Source organism: Pallidibacillus pasinlerensis, from assembly GCF_009996845.1.
Taxonomy (GTDB): domain Bacteria; phylum Bacillota; class Bacilli; order Bacillales; family Caldibacillaceae; genus Pallidibacillus; species Pallidibacillus pasinlerensis.
Genome location: NZ_JAACYS010000001.1, coordinates 93,084 through 111,566, shown reverse-complemented (window position 1 = coordinate 111,566; position 18,483 = coordinate 93,084). Strand labels below are relative to the sequence as shown.

Annotated in this window: 22 protein-coding genes; all 22 read right to left on the bottom strand. The window is 34.6% G+C overall.

From position 1 onward, the window contains the following. Positions 1-9: 9 nt before the first annotated feature. The gene (locus GW534_RS00540; RefSeq protein WP_161919095.1) at positions 10-288 is read right to left on the bottom strand and encodes an EscU/YscU/HrcU family type III secretion system export apparatus switch protein; all 279 of its coding nucleotides are present in this window, start codon (positions 286-288) and stop codon (positions 10-12) included. Further along, a complete protein-coding gene (locus tag GW534_RS00535; RefSeq protein ID WP_210253463.1) occupies positions 285-1,541 on the bottom strand; it encodes a hypothetical protein in 1,257 nt (418 codons plus the stop codon). Before GW534_RS00535 ends, GW534_RS00540 begins: the two co-directional genes overlap by 4 nt. Positions 1,542-1,561: 20 nt before the next feature. Next, on the bottom strand, positions 1,562-2,359 hold the full coding sequence (locus tag GW534_RS00530; protein WP_161919093.1) for a ribonuclease HII: 798 nt from the start codon (positions 2,357-2,359) through the stop codon (positions 1,562-1,564). Between the two features lie 8 nt (positions 2,360-2,367). Next, complete coding sequence (gene ylqF / locus GW534_RS00525; protein ID WP_161919092.1) at positions 2,368-3,234, bottom strand: ribosome biogenesis GTPase YlqF; 867 nt, start codon at positions 3,232-3,234, stop codon at positions 2,368-2,370. A 32-nt stretch (positions 3,235-3,266) separates the two neighbouring features. Then, positions 3,267-3,812, bottom strand: a complete 546-nt coding sequence (lepB, locus tag GW534_RS00520; RefSeq protein ID WP_161919091.1) for a signal peptidase I — start codon at positions 3,810-3,812, stop codon at positions 3,267-3,269. 205 nt (positions 3,813-4,017) lie between these two features. Next, positions 4,018-4,362 (bottom strand): 50S ribosomal protein L19, encoded by a 345-nt coding sequence (rplS, locus tag GW534_RS00515; protein WP_161919090.1) that lies wholly within the window; start codon positions 4,360-4,362, stop codon positions 4,018-4,020. A gap of 166 nt (positions 4,363-4,528) precedes the next feature. Further along, entirely contained in the window at positions 4,529-5,272 is a 744-nt protein-coding gene (trmD, locus tag GW534_RS00510; RefSeq protein ID WP_161919089.1) for a tRNA (guanosine(37)-N1)-methyltransferase TrmD, read from the bottom strand. Further along, positions 5,272-5,790, bottom strand: coding sequence for a ribosome maturation factor RimM (gene rimM, locus GW534_RS00505; protein ID WP_161919088.1), 519 nt, complete (start codon positions 5,788-5,790; stop codon positions 5,272-5,274). The genes trmD and rimM overlap by 1 nt, the downstream gene beginning before the upstream one ends. 1 nt (position 5,791) lies before the next feature. Further along, on the bottom strand, positions 5,792-6,181 hold the full coding sequence (locus GW534_RS00500) for a YlqD family protein (protein WP_161919087.1): 390 nt from the start codon (positions 6,179-6,181) through the stop codon (positions 5,792-5,794). A gap of 146 nt (positions 6,182-6,327) precedes the next feature. Beyond that, positions 6,328-6,561, bottom strand: coding sequence for a KH domain-containing protein (locus GW534_RS00495; protein ID WP_161919086.1), 234 nt, complete (start codon positions 6,559-6,561; stop codon positions 6,328-6,330). A 6-nt stretch (positions 6,562-6,567) separates the two neighbouring features. Then, positions 6,568-6,840 carry a 30S ribosomal protein S16 gene (gene rpsP, locus GW534_RS00490; RefSeq protein WP_161919085.1) on the bottom strand — a complete coding sequence of 91 codons (273 nt, stop codon included), beginning with the start codon at positions 6,838-6,840 and terminating at the stop codon, positions 6,568-6,570. Positions 6,841-6,917: 77 nt separating this feature from the next. Next, the gene (locus GW534_RS16615) at positions 6,918-7,049 is read right to left on the bottom strand and encodes a hypothetical protein (protein ID WP_281351931.1); all 132 of its coding nucleotides are present in this window, start codon (positions 7,047-7,049) and stop codon (positions 6,918-6,920) included. Positions 7,050-7,135: 86 nt separating this feature from the next. Then, complete coding sequence (gene ffh / locus GW534_RS00485) at positions 7,136-8,479, bottom strand: signal recognition particle protein (protein ID WP_161919084.1); 1,344 nt, start codon at positions 8,477-8,479, stop codon at positions 7,136-7,138. Positions 8,480-8,490: 11 nt separating this feature from the next. Beyond that, complete coding sequence (locus GW534_RS00480; RefSeq protein ID WP_407670422.1) at positions 8,491-8,808, bottom strand: putative DNA-binding protein; 318 nt, start codon at positions 8,806-8,808, stop codon at positions 8,491-8,493. A gap of 296 nt (positions 8,809-9,104) precedes the next feature. Further along, a complete protein-coding gene (ftsY, locus tag GW534_RS00475) occupies positions 9,105-10,097 on the bottom strand; it encodes a signal recognition particle-docking protein FtsY (RefSeq protein ID WP_161919082.1) in 993 nt (330 codons plus the stop codon). An 84-nt stretch (positions 10,098-10,181) separates the two neighbouring features. Next, positions 10,182-13,742: a chromosome segregation protein SMC gene (smc, locus tag GW534_RS00470; RefSeq protein ID WP_161919081.1), complete on the bottom strand. Its 3,561-nt coding sequence runs from the start codon at positions 13,740-13,742 to the stop codon at positions 10,182-10,184. Between the two features lie 28 nt (positions 13,743-13,770). Further along, positions 13,771-14,523 (bottom strand): ribonuclease III, encoded by a 753-nt coding sequence (gene rnc, locus GW534_RS00465; protein WP_161919080.1) that lies wholly within the window; start codon positions 14,521-14,523, stop codon positions 13,771-13,773. Positions 14,524-14,825: 302 nt separating this feature from the next. Continuing rightward, the gene (locus GW534_RS00460) at positions 14,826-15,065 is read right to left on the bottom strand and encodes an acyl carrier protein (RefSeq protein WP_161919079.1); all 240 of its coding nucleotides are present in this window, start codon (positions 15,063-15,065) and stop codon (positions 14,826-14,828) included. A 94-nt stretch (positions 15,066-15,159) separates the two neighbouring features. Then, positions 15,160-15,900: a 3-oxoacyl-[acyl-carrier-protein] reductase gene (gene fabG, locus GW534_RS00455; RefSeq protein WP_202630782.1), complete on the bottom strand. Its 741-nt coding sequence runs from the start codon at positions 15,898-15,900 to the stop codon at positions 15,160-15,162. A 2-nt stretch (positions 15,901-15,902) separates the two neighbouring features. Then, positions 15,903-16,847, bottom strand: a complete 945-nt coding sequence (fabD, locus tag GW534_RS00450; RefSeq protein ID WP_161919077.1) for an ACP S-malonyltransferase — start codon at positions 16,845-16,847, stop codon at positions 15,903-15,905. A gap of 34 nt (positions 16,848-16,881) precedes the next feature. Continuing rightward, the gene (plsX, locus tag GW534_RS00445) at positions 16,882-17,865 is read right to left on the bottom strand and encodes a phosphate acyltransferase PlsX (protein WP_161919076.1); all 984 of its coding nucleotides are present in this window, start codon (positions 17,863-17,865) and stop codon (positions 16,882-16,884) included. Then, entirely contained in the window at positions 17,862-18,443 is a 582-nt protein-coding gene (gene fapR, locus GW534_RS00440) for a transcription factor FapR (RefSeq protein WP_161919075.1), read from the bottom strand. The genes plsX and fapR overlap by 4 nt, the downstream gene beginning before the upstream one ends. Between the last annotated feature and the right edge of the window lie 40 nt (positions 18,444-18,483).

The following is an 18,483-nucleotide window of genomic DNA, read 5'->3' as shown; positions in this document are numbered from 1 at the left end:
TTAATTTTTTCAATTATTTTCTTGTTCCTTTCGATCTAAGCGATAAATAAAAGCAAGGACTTCAGCAACAGCTTTATATAATTCTTCTGGTATAGTTTCATTTAAATCAAGTTGTCCTAACAATTCTACTAACGCTTTATCTTCATAAATAGGCACATTATGTTCATTTGCAAGTTGAATTATTTGTTCAGCAACCATTCCTTTGCCTTTCGCTTTAATAACAGGTGCAGCATTGTCTTCACCCGTATACGTTAATGCGACAGCTTCTTTCCTATTTTCGCTTGTCATATTTTCACATCCAAATTTCCAATCATATTATAAGTGGGAAGAGTTTTATTCATATCTTTTTTCATAGAATCACTAGTTAATTTTTCAAATTTTACTGTACTTAGTACATAGTCATTTTTTTCTAAGACATTTTTTAATGAAGAAATTAAATCTTTACTAATCTCCTCTAAACCTGCGTAATTACTTTTTATATTTAATGTAATAATTCGATTTTGTACGTTCATGAAGGTTATTAACTTGCCTATATTAGGCATTGCTAAATCGAAAACGATTTGACAAAAATCTTTATCTAACTGTCCATTTTTATCTTTTTTACCACGAAATTGAAATTGGGCATCAATCATTTCTTCTGGTAATGGAATCGGGATGGCAATAGTACATTGAAAAAAGGAGTCTTGATTCACCGTTTGTAATTGACTCCCAGTTATTTTAAAAATTAGTTGTTCAGCAATCGACTTTAAACTACTCGGTAATTGCGGATTTGCTTGCAAAAGATTCATTAATTGCAATTTTAAAGGTAATTCAACGGGAAGTTTCCCAGTTGCTAATTGCGCCTCTGCATTAAACCCGATGGCATTCATAATAGATTGTAATACCTTTTGAACACTTTCACCATTTTTCCAATTAACCGTCTGTATAGCATCATTTATAGTGGAATTTCCCATCAACAGTTGGAGTTGTTGATTAAGTTCGATATCGGGATGACTTTTTAATTGTTGCTGGAATTGATTAAGTAGGTTCGTCAAAGACGAACCGTGATGAAAATGAAATAAACTTTGAAAAACTTCATTTGAAAATGGTAAATTTGCTGAATGGATTTGTTTCATCGTTTGAATGACTTTTTGAGGATCATTTGTTAACTGAATCCAATTCGTTGCTTTTTGAACAATTTCTTTATTAATAGGTAATTGACTATTTAACATGCTTTGCATAAAGTGATTCATTTTTTTATTATTCGGTACTTGTAATACGTTTAGTAATGAATCGATATTCGTTACATTTTCCAGTACCTTTAAGATGACTTTATCTTCTGTTCCTTGAACTTGAAAAAAATAGTTTCGAGCTGTATCAATCGGCACTTCTAATTTAGCTAGTAATTCTTGATTTTGTACTTGTACTAGAGCATTATTTTGTGAATCTATAAAAAGTACTTTACCTGAAATAATTTGGCCCTTATGAAATTGTAATTTCGTACTAGTCATTTTTGTTGATTGCGTCGTCTGAGACAAAGAAGTTAACGAAAAAATACTCATTTATACTCATCCTAGTTAATTTATTCATCGAACCCTAAAGTAAATAAATTTGGTTCAACCATTTCTTTTATTGGTGAAAAAGATTTCCTGTGAATTGGAGTAGGTCCATATTTTTCGAGTGCCTCTAAATGTTCTTTCGTACCATAGCCCATATTTTTATCAAAACGATATTGTGGATATTGTTTATGATAGTCCAACATTAAGCGATCACGATAAACTTTAGCTATAATTGATGCACTTGCGATTGATATTGAATTTGCATCGCCTTTTATTATTGAACGTTGAGGAATCGGTGTTACTAATTCCATTGCATCTATTAGTAGATAGTCAGGAAACGGTGTGAGTTGTTGGAGTGCATCAAGCATTGCTTTTTTAGTCGCTTCATAAATATTTAACCGATCTATTTCTTTTGGACTTACAACACCTATTCCTACAGATATTGCGGATTGATAGATTTGTTCATATAATTCTTCGCGTTTTTTAATTGAGAGTTTTTTTGAATCATTTAAACCCGGAATAAAAATATCTTCAGGAAGTATAAGTGCTGAGGCAACAATAGGACCAGCTAGTGGTCCCCTTCCAACTTCATCAATACCTGCTATAAGAGAAAATCCTTGTTTTCGAGCTTCTTGTTCGTATATTGTCATTTCAGTAAAACGTTCCCGCTCGATTTTTTCTTTTTCCTTCGTTTTTTTCCATTTTTCTAATAAAACTTGAACACCTTTTCGTTCATCTAACGAACATTCTTTTATAAAAGAATCGTTTTCATCTGTGATTTGTTGTAATTTTTCTGAGATTTGTTTAATCGTATAAGCCATTGAATGTACTACTCCTCATTTTCTAGTTGCTCAGGTGTTTCAAATGTAATTCGACCTAATTTTAAAGTACGAATGTCCCGAATAATAACGTCAGCTGTTTTATCATAATCTACTTCACTACCTGCAGTTAAACATCCTCGTTTAGTTCCAATCCAATCAAACATTTCGACAATTTCTTCTGGAACAGATTCAAAATCGTAACGCTCCTTAAGCTTTTCTGGATAATTTTTTTCCAAGAAACGTAAAGCAAAAACGGCGATATCTTGCAGATTTAAGATAGTATCTTTAATTGCCCCTGTTACTGCAAGATTATAACCTACTTCTTGATCTTCAAATTTCGGCCAAAGAATTCCTGGTGTGTCGAGTAATTCAATTTCTTTCCCAACTTTAATCCATTGTTGTTGGCGTGTTACTCCTGGTGTATTCCCAGTCTTTGCAATATTTCTTTTCGCAAGCTTATTTATTAATGTTGATTTTCCTGAGTTCGGGATCCCGACGACCATCGCCCGAATAGCACGGGGTTTAATAATCCCTTTTGCCCGCATTTTATCGAATTTTTCTTTTGTTAATTCTTTTGATTTGGCAATTAACGTTTTTAGTCCTTCACCGGTCTGTGCATTAATTGGAATTGCTGTAACATTTTGTTTGCGATAATATTCAACCCATTGCTCTGTTTTAACTGGGTCCGCCATATCCGCTTTATTTAATAAAACGATTCTTGGCTTTTGACTAATAATTTCATCAATCATCGGATTTCTCGATGAAAATGGAATTCGCGCATCCGTCAACTCAAAAACGATATCAATTAGTTTTAATTTTTCCGTAACTTCTCTTCTTGCTTTAGCCATATGGCCTGGAAACCATTGTATTTGCATTGTAATCCTCCTAGGCTGTTAATAAATGTTTGTTAATTAATAATTTTAAAATCTTCAATCGGCCAATAGATGATACTTGCTTTACCTAAAATATGCTCTACTGAGATTGGACCAATTGTATAATCCCGACTATCACGACTAAATCTACGATTATCTCCCATTACAAATACATGGCCTTCTGGTACTTGATATGAAAAATCAGGTGTTAATGAGCCACCCATATAAATTTGTTGATATTCCTTTTTATAATCGTCTAAATACGGTTCATCATAAGCAACACCATCGACATATAACGTATCATTTTTATATTCAATAAATTCACCTGGTAAACCGATTACGCGTTTTATGTAATCTTTTTTATCGGATACTTTAAAAACGACAATATCAAAGCGTTCTATATCTCCTAATTTGTAAGAAAGTTTATTTACAATCATCCGATCACGGTCTTCTAAAGTGGGCATCATTGATTCTCCATCTACGATAATTGGTGTAAATAAAAAGAATCGAATCACCGCTGCTAATGCTGCAGCTATCAATAAAATTTTGACCCACTCCCATAATTCACTCTTTTTCGCCAATAATAAAACCTCCAATTATTTCAAACAAATATATTTTAACACATGTCCTCAATCAAACTTCACAAACTGTATGTATGACTTTCGATTCATATATATTTATTTTACATAATTCATGTTTTCGATAGCAAATCATTTATTAAATTCATAATCGTTTTTTATAAACAAAAAAGGAGCCTGGTAACCAAGCTCCCTTTGTTTCTGAAAATTATCGAATTTCTTTAATACGTGCAGCTTTACCACGTAAGTTACGTAGGTAATAAAGTTTCGCACGACGAACTTTACCGCGACGTACAACTTCTAATTTAGCGATTTTTGGAGAATGTACAGGGAAAGTACGTTCAACTCCAACACCGTAAGAAATTTTACGTACAGTGAATGTTTCACTGATTCCACCGCCACGGCGTTTAATTACAACACCTTCAAAAATCTGGATACGTTCGCGAGTACCCTCAACAACTTTAACGTGTACACGAACAGTATCACCAGGACGGAATGCAGGAAGATCTGTACGAAGTTGTTCTTTCGTAATTTCTTCAATGATTTGTTGCATTCGTTTCAACTCCTTCCAACAGATGTTCTTACCAATATATATAATTGCAGCGGAACATCGTTTTAACGGGCATGGATATGTAATCCAAAACCACAAAATATAGTCTACCATAAATACTTAAAATAAATCAATACTATCTCGAACTTTTTGAGTAAAAAATCACAATTTAAAACAGTGATCTTTCCTTTTTAATTTCTTCGAGCCATTTTTTATCTTGGTCTGTTAAATTGAAAGATTGTAAAAGATCTGGTCTACGCTCATATGTCCGTTTTAATGATTGTTTTCTACGCCATTCGTCAATTAATTTATGATTTCCTGAAAGTAATACATCAGGAACTTTCATACCTCGGAATTCGGCTGGTCGTGTGTAATGGGGATGTTCGAGTAAACCTGTTGAAAATGAATCTTGAACAGGTGATTCTTCGTTACCAAGAACGCCTGGTAAAAGACGAACAACACTGTCAATAACAACCATTGCACCTAACTCGCCACCTGTTAAAACGAAATCTCCGATCGAAATTTCATCCGTTACTAAATGTTCACGAATCCGTTCATCATACCCTTCATAATGGCCGCAAATAAATAATAGGTGCGCTTCTTTAGCCAATTCTTCCGCTTTTTTTTGAGTATAACGCTCACCTTGAGGACAAAGGAGGATTACCCTAGGTGTTGACTTCGTATCTTCTTTAATAGATTCAACGGCGTTAAATATCGGTTCTGGCTTTAGAACCATTCCTGCCCCGCCACCATAGGGATAATCATCGACGGTATTATGTTTGTTATTGGCATATTCACGAAAGTTAACGACATTATATTGGACACTACCAATTTCTTGGGCCCGTTTTAAAATTGATTCATTAAAAACACCAGAAAACATATTCGGAAACAGTGTTAACACATCGATTCTCATTAATCTAACAATCCTTCCATCGGTTCAATAACGACCATTTTCTCTTTAACATCTACCTTTTTAACAACATCATCAATATATGGGATTAAATACTCTTTTCGATCCGTACCTTTAACAACCCATACATCATTCGCACCTGGGGTTAATATTTCTTTAATTGTACCAATTTCTTTATCGTCAATCGTTTTTACTGTACAACCAATAATTTCATGAAAATAAAATTCATCGTCTTTAAGTTGATCTAGCTGATCTTCAGAAATCTTTAGCGAGCTACCTTTAAACTGTTCTACGTCATTAATCGATTCGTAACCTTCGAAAGTAAGTAAATCGAAGTTTTTATGCTTGCGCCATGACTTTACCGTAAGTTCAATTGGTTCAGGATTGTTTTGTTTAAATAAATATAGTTTAGCCCCTTTTTTATATCGTTCTTCAGGAAAGTCAGTAACGGATATTACTCGAACTTCTCCTCTAATTCCATGGGTGTTGACGATTTTCCCTACATTATAAAAAGTTTTCAATCTAGTCACCTCTAATTTCTGTTATAATTCCATCTTTTACTACGATAGTTTTATTTAAAAAGTCATCCCATTTATCGCCGACTTCTACATTTACAAGTCCTTGTACTTCCCGTTCTTTTAATTGGGAACCGAGGGGGAGGATTTCTAGCTGTTCCAATTGGAAATCAAGCAGTTTAATTTTTTCATTACGATTTTCAATTTCTTTTTCAAAATAGTTATGTAACATATTAATATTATATTTCTTCGTTTTTTCTAGCCGTTTCCTCTCAAATTTTAATTGATCAATTTCTTTTTGCAGCTCTATTTTTCTACTTTGAAAGGAATGAAATAGTTTTTCACGGCTCTTTTCGGTTAAAACTTGATTTACAGTTACGGTTGTAATAATCTGCATAAAAATCCTCCTTTCCTATCGTTAAGTTTATTATGTACTTATTATAGCGTTAGCTTACAAAATTGGAAATTTCTTAATTGGAATTTTTGTGGGGATATTTTTGATAGGTTGAATACGAAAAAAGGAGGGACCCTGGGGCCTCCTCCTTATTCAGTGATTTCAAGAAAAACCTTCTTATTTTCTGTTGTATGTGCATATGCATAAACAACAGTTCGTATCGCTTTAGCCACTCTACCGCGTTTACCAATGACTTTACCGATATCATCTTTATGAACAGTTAATTTATAGATGATTCGGTTATCTTCTTCAACAGCTTCGATTGTGACTTCCTCTGGATAGTCGACAAGAGGTTTGACGAGCGATTCGATTAAGTTTTTCATTGTTCCCTATTTACCGTATTTTTCGTTATGGAATTTTTCTAAAATACCTTGACTTGAGAACAGGTTACGAACTGTGTCAGAAGGTTTTGCACCATTTTTCAACCATTTTAATGCTAACTCTTCGTCAATTTTAATTGTAGCTGGTTGAGTTAATGGATTGTAAGTACCGATTGTTTCGATTTGACGTCCGTCACGAGGAGAACGAGAATCTGCTACTACGATTCGATAGAAAGGAGATTTTTTAGCTCCCATACGTTTTAATCTAATTTTTACTGCCATAATATAAGCACCTCCGAAATTGTTTCACACAAGACAGTATGATATCAAGTTTTTTTATGTTTGTAAAGTATTTTTTCTTAACAGCTAACAACATCTTTTAGTTTAGCAAGTTCGATACGAAAAATCAACATTTTTTCAAATAAAATTTGTTCAGATAGTATATCCGCTTCAGGCACTCCGCTTTCCGCCGGCACGGCCTCAGTCTCCAAGTCAATGTGTGAACCTGCGGGATCTTCGGCTCGTGCAGTTCCGGCAGGAGTCTCAGTACCTAATTTTAATGAAAAAATTAAATGGATTACATAAATGGCAATTTGAAGCCTTTTCTTTTGCCTTTTTTCGTCATATTGTTCATTTGTTTCATCATTTTCTTCATTTCTTCAAATTGCTTTAATAAGCGGTTTACTTCTTGTACCGGTCTACCGCTTCCCTTCGCAATTCTACGTCTCCGCGATGCATTGATAATTTCTGGATGTTCCTTTTCTTCCTTCGTCATCGATTGAATGATCGCTTCAACATGGGAGATTTGTTTATCATCAATTTTTAAATTATTAAGCCCCTTCATTTTATTTGCGCCAGGGAGCATTTTTAATAATTCATCTAATGGTCCCATATTACGAACTTGAGCTAACTGTTCAAGGAAATCATCTAAAGTTAGAGAAGCGGAACGCATTTTTTGCTCCAACTCTTTTGCTTTTTCCTCATCAATAGTCGCTTCGGCCTTTTCGATTAAAGATAATACATCTCCCATACCGAGGATACGAGATGCCATTCGTTCTGGATGGAATGGTTCTAGGGCATCCATTTTTTCACCCATACCTACAAATTTAATCGGCTTTTCCGTAACAGCACGAATGGATAACGCTGCCCCACCACGTGTGTCACCATCAAGTTTTGTTAAAACGACACCAGTAACACCTAATTGATCATTGAAACTTTGCGCAACGTTAACAGCATCTTGACCTGTCATCGCATCTACAACAAGCAAGATTTCATCTGGATTAACTTTTTCTTTAATTTGTTTTAACTCATCCATTAAGTTCTCATCAATATGCAAACGACCAGCAGTATCGATTAAAACATAATCATGATGTTCTTCTTTTGCTTTTTCAATCGCTTTTGTCGCAATTTCAACAGGACTAACTTTATCACCGAGGGAAAAAACTGGTAATGTTAATTGCTTACCTAATGTTTGTAATTGATTAATCGCAGCAGGACGATAAATGTCGGCTGCAACTAAAAGTGGTTTTCGGTTATATTTTTTACGTAATAAGTTTGCTAACTTCCCTGTTGTCGTTGTTTTACCTGCACCTTGCAAACCGACCATCATTACAACTGTTGGCGGTTTGTTCGCTGTTGCGATTTTACTTTGCTCCCCACCCATAAGTTCCGTTAATTCGTCTTTTACGACTTTTATAACTTGTTGACCTGGGGTAAGGCTTTTCATGACTTCTTGTCCTACTGCCCGTTCACTTACCTTTTTTACAAAGCTTTTAACTACTTTTAAGTTAACGTCGGCATAAAGTAAAGCGAGACGAACTTCACGCATCATCTCTTTTACATCTGCTTCAGTAACTTTACCTTTTCCCCGAATTTTTTGCATCGTTTTTTGCAAACGTTCAGATAAACCTTCAAATGCCATCGGACGGCCTCCTAATCTAATTCTTTTATTTCTTTTATTATGTTAAGGACTTTTAGTCGCTCTTCAGAATTTACGTGTTCAGTAATCAACTCTGATAATTGATCAAGTAAAGCATTTCGCTTTTGAAATTTTTCAAAGAGATGAAGTTTCGCTTCATAGTCTTCGAGCATTGCTTCTGTCCTTTTTATATTATCATAGACGGCTTGCCGAGAAACATTATACTCTTCTGCAATTTCTCCTAGGGAAAAATCATCTAAATAATAAAGCGCCATGTAGTTTTTTTGCTTAGGAGTGAGTAAAACTTGATAGAAGTCGAATAAAAAATTCATTCTTGTCGTCTTCCCTAACATTAAATTCTCCTCCAGTGTTAAGTGAAAAACCTTTACAAAAACAATGTTACACAGTTGATTACTTGTTGTCAAATAGATTCATAAAGAGCTTTTAATTTATGTGTCTAAAAAAGAGGCAAGTGGGAAAATGTTTTGAATACATTTCCACTTGCCATTGGATTTATATTTTGTAAAATCTGTTTTAGTATTTTGGGTTATTCAAAGATGGCAAACGACGTTTAATTCGTATGCCTAATGAACCTTTTCTACTAGTTTTCCTTAAACTATTTAAAGACCTATTCTTCGTCTCCTTCTTCAACTAGTCCGGCAAATAAACCGTAAACGTATTGTTCAGGGTTAAATTCTTGAAGGTCATCCATTTTTTCACCAAGACCGACAAATTTAACTGGAATATGTAACTCTTTACGAATCGCGATGACAATACCACCTTTTGCTGTACCATCAAGCTTAGTTAAAACAATCCCTGTAACATCAGTTGCTTCTTTAAATTGTTTTGCTTGAACCATCGCGTTTTGTCCAGTTGTTGCATCCAGTACTAATAAAACTTCATGAGGAGCACCTGGAATTTCTCGCTCAATCACTCGTTTTACTTTTTCTAATTCTTTCATTAAATTCACTTTGTTTTGTAATCTACCAGCCGTATCACATAGGAGAATGTCTGTATCTCGTGCCCGAGCAGCTTGAATCGCATCGTACATTACAGCTGCTGGATCGGAACCTTCTGATTGTTTAATAACATCAACGCCGACACGCTCACCCCATACTTCCAATTGTTCAATGGCACCGGCACGGAATGTGTCTCCAGCTGCAAGTAATACTTTTTTGCCTTCTTGTTTAAATTTATGTGCTAATTTTCCAATCGTTGTCGTTTTACCGACACCGTTTACACCGACAAATAAAATTACAGTTAAACCGTCATTTTGAATGTTTAATGTATTTATTTCTTCTTCGTCACCTTTATATATTTCAACAAGTTTTTCTACAATAATGTCACGTACTGCAACGGAGTCTTGAATATTTCTTCTTTTTACTTCCATTTTCAACTCATCAACAAGTTCAAGTACAGTATCAAAGCCAACGTCGGCCTGGATTAAAATTTCTTCAAGTTCTTCAAAAAAGTCTTCATCAACTTTACGGTAACGTGCAACTAGATCATTTACTTTGGTTGAAATGTTTTCACGCGTTTTCGTTAAGCCTTCTTTAAATTTTTCTGTAACAACATTCGTTTGTTTCGTTAATTTTTGTTTAAGCTTATTAAAAAATCCCATATGTTCCACTTCCTTTAACACTTTATAAAAGAGACACCTTTTAAAATAGCGATTTTTTCCTAATAAAAGATGTCTCTTTTAAAATTATACTACAACTGTTTCTGTATCTTCTAGACGGACAGATACTAATTTAGACACGCCTGACTCTTGCATTGTAACACCGTATAACACATCAGCTTCTTCCATTGTACCTTTCCGATGGGTAATAACGATAAATTGGGTTTCTTTACTAAAATGTTTTAAAAATTGACTAAATCGATACACATTTGCTTCGTCAAGAGCAGCTTCGACTTCGTCTAATATACAAAACGGTACTGGACGTACTTTCAATATCGCGAATAATAAAGCAATTGCTGTTAAAGCCCGTTCCCCACCGGATAACAAATGTAAATTTTGAAGTTTCTTACCTGGTGGTTGTGCGATAATCTCGACACCTGTATTTAATAAATCGTCAGGGTTCGTTAAGCGTAGTTCTGCTCGTCCACCACCAAATAAGGACTTAAATACAACATCAAATTCAACTTTAATACTCGTAAAGGATTCACTGAAACGTTTTACCATTTCATCATCCATTTCATCAATTACTTGGAATAAAGTATTTTTTGCTGACTCTAAATCTTCCTTTTGTTTCGTTAAAAATTCATATCGTTCAGATACCCGTTTATATTCATCAATGGCACCTAAGTTAACGGTTCCTAACTCTTCAATCGCCAGCTTAATTAATTTAACTTTCCGTTTTGCTTCCTCATAAGGAACGGTTAACGGGTATTTTTCTTTCGCACCTTCGTACGTAATTAAATATTCATCTCTTAAAACATTTAACCGGTTATCTAACTCAACGTCTAAACGATTGAGCTGAATATTTTCATCTGCGACAATTTCTGAAAAACCTTTATGCTGACGCTTTAATTCTTTCGTTTCAAGCTCGAGATCTTCAAGGGTTTGCTGAAGTTCCAACCGCTCTTTTCGGCGATGGGCAATTAAATCAATTGTTTGATTTTTATCAGCTAATTTTTGTTCAGCTTCCTTTTGTAATTTACTTTCGCCTGAATCTTGAGATTCCATTTCATCTATTAATAGTTGGAGATCCTGTTCATTTTGTTGTAATTGTTTTTTCGTTTCATCAAAACGTTTTTTTACATCAGAATATTGTTTTACTATATGGTTTGCTTGTTCTTCTTTTTTGGCGATTACGATTTTCAATTCGTTTATTTGTTCTATTAGTTCCGATTTCTTCGATTGATCAAGATTTTTCTTTTTAGATAGTTCTTGAATTTTTAAATCAATGTCTTTAATATTTTCTGCAATTTCATGAACTCGTTGTTCATTCAATTCTATTTTAGTCTGCAAGCTTTCTTGCTCTTCACGTAATGCCTGTTCTTCGTCGTCATATAGGGAAAGTTTTTCATTTATATTACTTTCTTTCCACATAATATCTTTCATTTGATCTTTTAATTCTAACTCATCCTTGCGAAGTTCTTCACCTTCAAGCTTTAACTTCTCTATCAATTGCTCTTGATTCGTTAATGCTAACTTTTTATCCTTTAAGTTTTTCTCTAATACAATACATTTATTTTCCATATCAACAAGCTTCGTTTGTAATGTGTCTAATTCTTGTTTACGACTTAATAGCGAGCTTGTTTTTTGTTTCGCTGCACCACCTGTCATTGAACCACCAGGATTAACAACGTCCCCGTCAAGGGTAACAATTCGATTCCGATAATGTATCATACGGGCAAGTTCATTCGCACCTTGTAAATCTTTTGCAACAATTACGTTACCTAATAAATGATGAATAATATTTGCATATTTACCATCAAAGGACACTAAATTAGCGGCAATTCCAATAAAAGCAGGATTGTTTTGAATTTGATTAATTAAATGACTAGGTATTTCCTTTGCTTGAATAACAGACATCGGTAAAAAGGTTGCTCGCCCGGAACGATTTGTTTTTAAAAATTGAATCGCCGCTCTAGCAGCTTCTTCATTTTTTACAACGATATGTTGAAGGCTAGCGCCTAACGCAATATCAATCGCAACAGAATAGGACTTGTCCACTTGAATTAATTCAGCAACTGCACCTTCAATACCAGTAAGTGTATTTCGTGCTTTAAGTACTTCTTTTACACCTTGATAAAAGCCGGCGTACTCGTCTTCCATCTCTTCTAGCAATTCTTTCCGTTGCTTTGCTTGTTGCACAAATTGAAGAGCTTTATAGTACGTTTTTTCTTCTGCATCATATTTATTTTGTAATTGTTCGAACTTTTTTTGTTCGTCCCGGTATTGACGAATCATATGATCGATTTTTTCTTGAACAATATCAATTTTTTGTTGCAAACTTTCTTTTTCAGAAAGAATCTCATGTCGTTCCTGAATATAACGATCATTATCAGTTGTTAACGATTTACGCTTCACTTGAATTTGCTGTATTCTTTGTTGAAGATGTTGAATATCATTATTGATCATGGCTTGCTGATTTAAAAATTCAATATAATCCCCTTTTAATGATTCGATTTTCCCTTCAATATCTTCAGAATAAGCTTCAAGTAGTTTTTGTTTCTCTTTTAATTGGTTTTTATCTTCTTGTAATACAGCTTGAATTTCTTTTCGTTTTGAACTTAAATCATTAATTTCTACTTCAAAATTAGCAAGTTTTTCTTTATCTTGTTGAATGTCATGTTCTAATTGACTGCGATTTTTTTCATAGTTTTTCTTCCGCTCTTTTAGTACTTCTTTTCGTCCTTCTATTTTTTCAAGTTCTTCACTCGTAACAAGTAGAACTTGTTGGAGTTGTTCGATCGATTCGTCTAAAGCCGTTTGTTTATCACGTAATTGTTGAATTTCGGCTTCTTTATTTTGAATTTGTGTCGATAATTCAATTTCTTTATCACGATTTTCTTCTAACTGCTTTTTTAATGTTTCCCATTGTGTATGCAGCTGTTCAATTTCATAAATTAATAAACTTACTTCATATTTTTCAAGTTCTTCTTTTTTATCTAAATAATCTTGGGCAATTGATGATTGAATTCGTAACGGTTCGATTTGGCTTTCTAATTCATGAATGATATCACGAACTCGATATAAATTCTCTTCTGTCTCTTCTAATTTAACTTCTGCTTTCTTTTTACGCGTCTTATATTTTAAAACACCAGCTGCTTCTTCAAAAATCGCCCGGCGTTCTTCTGGTTTACTATTTAAAATTTGATCTACTCTACCTTGGCTTATAATAGAAAAGGAATCTCGACCTAACCCTGAATCCATGAGTAAATCAACAATATCTTTTAAGCGACATTGTTGTTTATTGATATAATATTCACTTTCTCCTGAACGATAAACACGACGCATTATGCATACTTCATTATAATCAATTGGTAAAAAATGGTCCTCATTATCTAACGTAATCGCAACTTCAGCAAAATTCAACGGTTTTCGAGAATCACTACCGGCAAAAATAATATCTTCCATTTTACCACCACGTAACGACTTAGCTGACTGTTCACCGAGTACCCAACGTACTGCATCGGTCACATTACTTTTACCACTCCCGTTCGGACCAACAACGGCAGTTACTCCTGGTACAAAGTCAACTGCCGTTCGTTCAGCAAAAGATTTAAATCCGACCATTTCTAAACGTTTGAGAAGCATAACGTTCCTCCCTTCTCCAAAAATTACTCTAAAGTTTTTTTTCTGAATTTTCTTCTATTAATTTTGTTAAAGCAATATGGGCTGCCTGCTGTTCCGCCTCTTTCTTTGATCTTCCGACACCAGTTCCATAGCCATTACCATTAATTTTAACTTCTGCAACAAATTCGCGATTATGGGCAGGGCCTTTTTCTTCAATAATGATGTACTCAACTGCTCCTAAACTATAACGTTGCACATGTTCTTGTAACTGACTTTTAAAATCCATCACATGCGAAAAAGCACCTTTTAATATTTTTGGAAAAACATATTTTTCTAAGAAACTGACAACTTGATCTAAACCTTGATCTAAGTACACTGCTCCGATAAATGCTTCGAAAGCATCTGCAAGCAATGCTGGTCTTTGTCTTCCGCCTGTTAACTCTTCACCTTTTCCGAGTCGCAACATTTCACTAAATCCAAGTTCTTGGGCAAAGGAAACTAAGGCCGGTTCACATACGATCGCCGCCCGTAACTTTGTTAATTCTCCTTCTTCCATTGTCGGATAATGAGTAAAAAGAAAATGTGAAATTGTTAATTCCAAAACAGCGTCACCAAGAAACTCTAATCTTTCATTATCTTGTTGGTGTTTTTTTCGATGCTCATTCACATACGATGAATGGGTAAAAGCCTGAATTAATAATGATTCATTCGTAAATTTTATATTAATTTTTTCTTGGAACTTTTCAAATCTTTTATCTTTATACGCACGATGCGTAAATTTCGATCGCTTCATGTTTGTCATTTATACACACCTCTTGTAATATACAAATCAAGTTTAGACTAAAAATACCATTTTGGAAAGTATTTTTTCGATTCTAGTGTTTCCATTGTGGGGGATTTTAAAGGTGTTGTACTATTTTTTTGCAGAATTTAAGGAGAGTTAAGTGATTTAGTTTACATAATATTATTATCATCCGAAAAAATGTTGCCTTCCTATATATTTTTTAATATAGCCTATAAAGTTAAAGAAAACACCTCACTATAAAAGTGAAGTGTTTTCGTAAAAGTTGGTAAAAGTAAATTCTGTTACTTTACCGGTTGAAGTTAGTCGTTTAGTTGGCTTTCTATGTAAGATACAGCATCTCCTACTGTAACGATTTTTTCAGAATCTTCATCTGAGAATTGAAGATCGAATTCGTCTTCTAATTCCATAACTAATTCTACCACATCAAGAGAATCAGCACCTAAATCATCTTTGAAAGTTGCTTCAGGTGTTACTTTAGATTCTTCTACGTCTAAACGATCAACAATAATTTTTGTAACACGTTCTAATACGTTGCTCATGAGTTCACCTCCCCTCAAGTGTAAGTACAAGTATAGATTATTTTAACTTATTATCCATTATTTTCAAGTAGTTCTTTTCTACTTATGTAGATACTTACATATACATACCGCCATTAACATGGATTGTTTGGCCTGTAATATATTCAGCATCATCTGAAGCTAAAAATTTCACAGCTTTAGCAATATCCTTCGGTTCACCAAGTCTTGCTAAAGGAATTAATTTAAATAATTCTTCTTTTACATCATCGGATAGTTGATCCGTCATATCTGTTGCAATATAACCAGGGGCTACTGCATTTACTGTAATATTCCGTGATGCTAATTCTTTGGCAGTTGTTTTTGTTAATCCGATAACACCGGCTTTAGCTGACACATAGTTCGCTTGTCCAGCATTACCACTAACTCCAACGATGGAAGAAATATTTACAATACGACCGTAACGTTGTCTCATCATTTGTCTAGTTACAGCTTTTGTTAATAAGAAAACACTTTTTAGATTCGTATTGATGACAGCATCCCAGTCATCTTCTTTCATACGCATTAGTAAATTATCACGTGTAATACCGGCATTATTTACTAAAATATGTAATGCACCAAAATGTTCAATCGTTTCCTTTACTAAACGATCAACGTCTTCACTATTTGCCACGTTTGCTTGAATAGCAATACTTTCGCGACCAAGTCCTTTAATTTCTTCAACAACTTCATTTGCCTTCTCTACATTACCAGCAAAGTTAACAACGACATTTGCGCCATTTCTTGCAAGTTCAAGGGCAATCTCTCTACCGATTCCTCTAGAGGCACCAGTAACTAAGGCTACTTTACCTTCAAACATCATTATTTGTCACCTCTTAACTGTTCAACAGTCTTATTTAGACTATCTTCATCAAAAATGTTATATGTTTTTACTTTACGATCAATTTTTCGTACTAAGCCCGTTAACACTTTTCCAGGTCCGATTTCAATAAATGTGTCGACACCTAAATCAATCATTGTTTTAATTGAATCTTCCCAACGGACAGGAGAATACAATTGCTTAATTAATAAATCTTTAATTTGATCAGCATCGGTAACAGGTTCTGCCGTCACGTTAGAAATAACAGGAATTTTTGCATCTACAATCGAATGGTTTTGTAAAACTTCATCTAATTTTTGTGATGCAGGCTCCATTAAACGGGAATGGAAAGGACCGCTAACTTCTAACGGAATGGCACGTCTTGCCCCATTTTCCTTCGCTAATTCGCAAGCTTTTTCTACGCCTTCTTTTGTACCAGAAATGACAATTTGACCTGGACAGTTTAAGTTGGCAAGTTGAACAGAGCTTACCGTTTCTGTAACTTGGTCAGTTATTTCCGTTAACTTTTCCGCATCCATACCTAATATGGCTGCCATTGAACCTTGACCATTCGGTACCGCAGCTTCCATAAATTCACCGCGCTTGCGTACAATTTGTACAGCATCGCGGAATTCAAGGGAACCAGCTGCTACTAGTGCAGTATACTCACCTAAACTATGACCAGCTACATAATCTGCTTTAATATTGAATTCTTTTACCTTTTGTAAAACAGCGATTGATGTAGTTAAAAGTGCCGGCTGTGCATTCGTTGTAAGAGTTAATGTTTCTTGCGGACCGTTTTGTATTAATTCCGATAATGAATCATTTAGAGCCTGATCTGCTTCATTGAAAATATTTTTTACTTCTTCATATTTTTCTGCTAAGTCTTGTCCCATTCCAACGGATTGAGAACCTTGACCTGGAAAAAGAAAAGCGATTTTACTCATAAACGTGCTCCTTTCTATACATTTGTGTGAGCGACTATTTTTCCTCAATCGCTTCAGTAATTTTTTGCGGTACTTCCCCAATTACCATATCCCGTGCTTGACGAATTGCTGAGAATATCGCTTGGGAGTCCGATGAACCGTGAGCTTTTACGACTGGTGCTTTTAAACCGAATAGTAATGCTCCACCATATTCAGAGTAGTCCATTTTGTTTTTTAAAGTTGCTAAATCATTTTTAATGACAAGGGCCGCCATTTTCGTTTTCAAGCTACTCATTAAAACTTCTTTTAACATTTTTACAATCGACATTGCTGTACCTTCAACGGTTTTTAAGATCATATTTCCTGTAAAGCCATCTGTTACCGCAACATCACAAACACCTTCTAATAAGTCCCTTGCTTCAACATTACCAACAAAATTGAAGTTTGCTTCTTCAAATAATTCATAAGCTTGTTTTGTCAGTTCATTACCTTTATGAGATTCAGTACCGATATTTAATAAACCGACCCGAGGATTTTTAATGCCGCGGACTTTCTCGCAATATACGGCTCCCATATAAGCATTTTGTAATAAATGCTTCGGTTTTGCATCAGCATTTGCTCCTACATCTAGTAATAAAACACCTTTACCATCGATTGTAGGTAAAGTTGGAGCAAGGGCTGGACGTTCGATACCTTTAATTCGACCGACAACAAAAAGGCCTGCCGCCATTAAAGCTCCAGTATTTCCAGCAGAAATACATGCATCGCTTATCCCGTCTGTTACTTGTTGGGCTGCGATTACCATTGAAGCATCTTTTTTCCTCCGAACCGCACGTACCGGTTCATCATCACCTGTAATAACAACATCAGTATGTATGATAGAAATTCGATCATGTTTATTTAAGTATTTTTTAATTTCTTGTTCATTTCCAACTAATGTGATGGATAAATCGGGGAAATTTTCAACAGCTTTCATTGCACCTTGAACAACTGCCTCTGGTGCATTGTCGCCCCCCATAGCATCGATAGTTATTTTCATTGCTTGTCCACCTTTTCATTTTTTGAGCGATACATTGAGAATTCACCTTTAAACACAAGTTCCTGATTGACAAAACTTTCGACGACAACAATCGTTCTACCTTTCGGACCGTTTTGTTCAGTCACTTTTGCCTTTGCAATGACGCGCTCACCTAATTTAACTTGCCGTAAAAATTGTATATTACTTGAAGCTGTTAAAGCAAGTTCATCGTTAATAACTGCAACAGCTAAGGAGTTTGCTTGGGCAAATAGATGATGACCCCGAGCAATTTTATTACGACTAAAAACATGTTCAGGTTTTATATCAAGTATGGAAATCGCATGGCGATCTAACTCCATATCAACAATTTCTCCAATAACTTCATCAATTGGCAAGGACCGTACTTTTTCAGAATAATTATGTTGTGCAACATTTTTAATTCTTTCTCTTAATTCCGGTATATTTAATTCCAACCGATCTAAACGAATCGTTTGAATGCTAACTGAAAATTTTTCGGCTAACTCTTCATCTGTAATAAAAGGATTATCTTTTAAAGTTTGATAAAGCAATTGTTGCCGTTCTTTTTTACTTAGTTTCATAGTTTCACCTACACATTATGACTAGGTACTAACAGTAGTA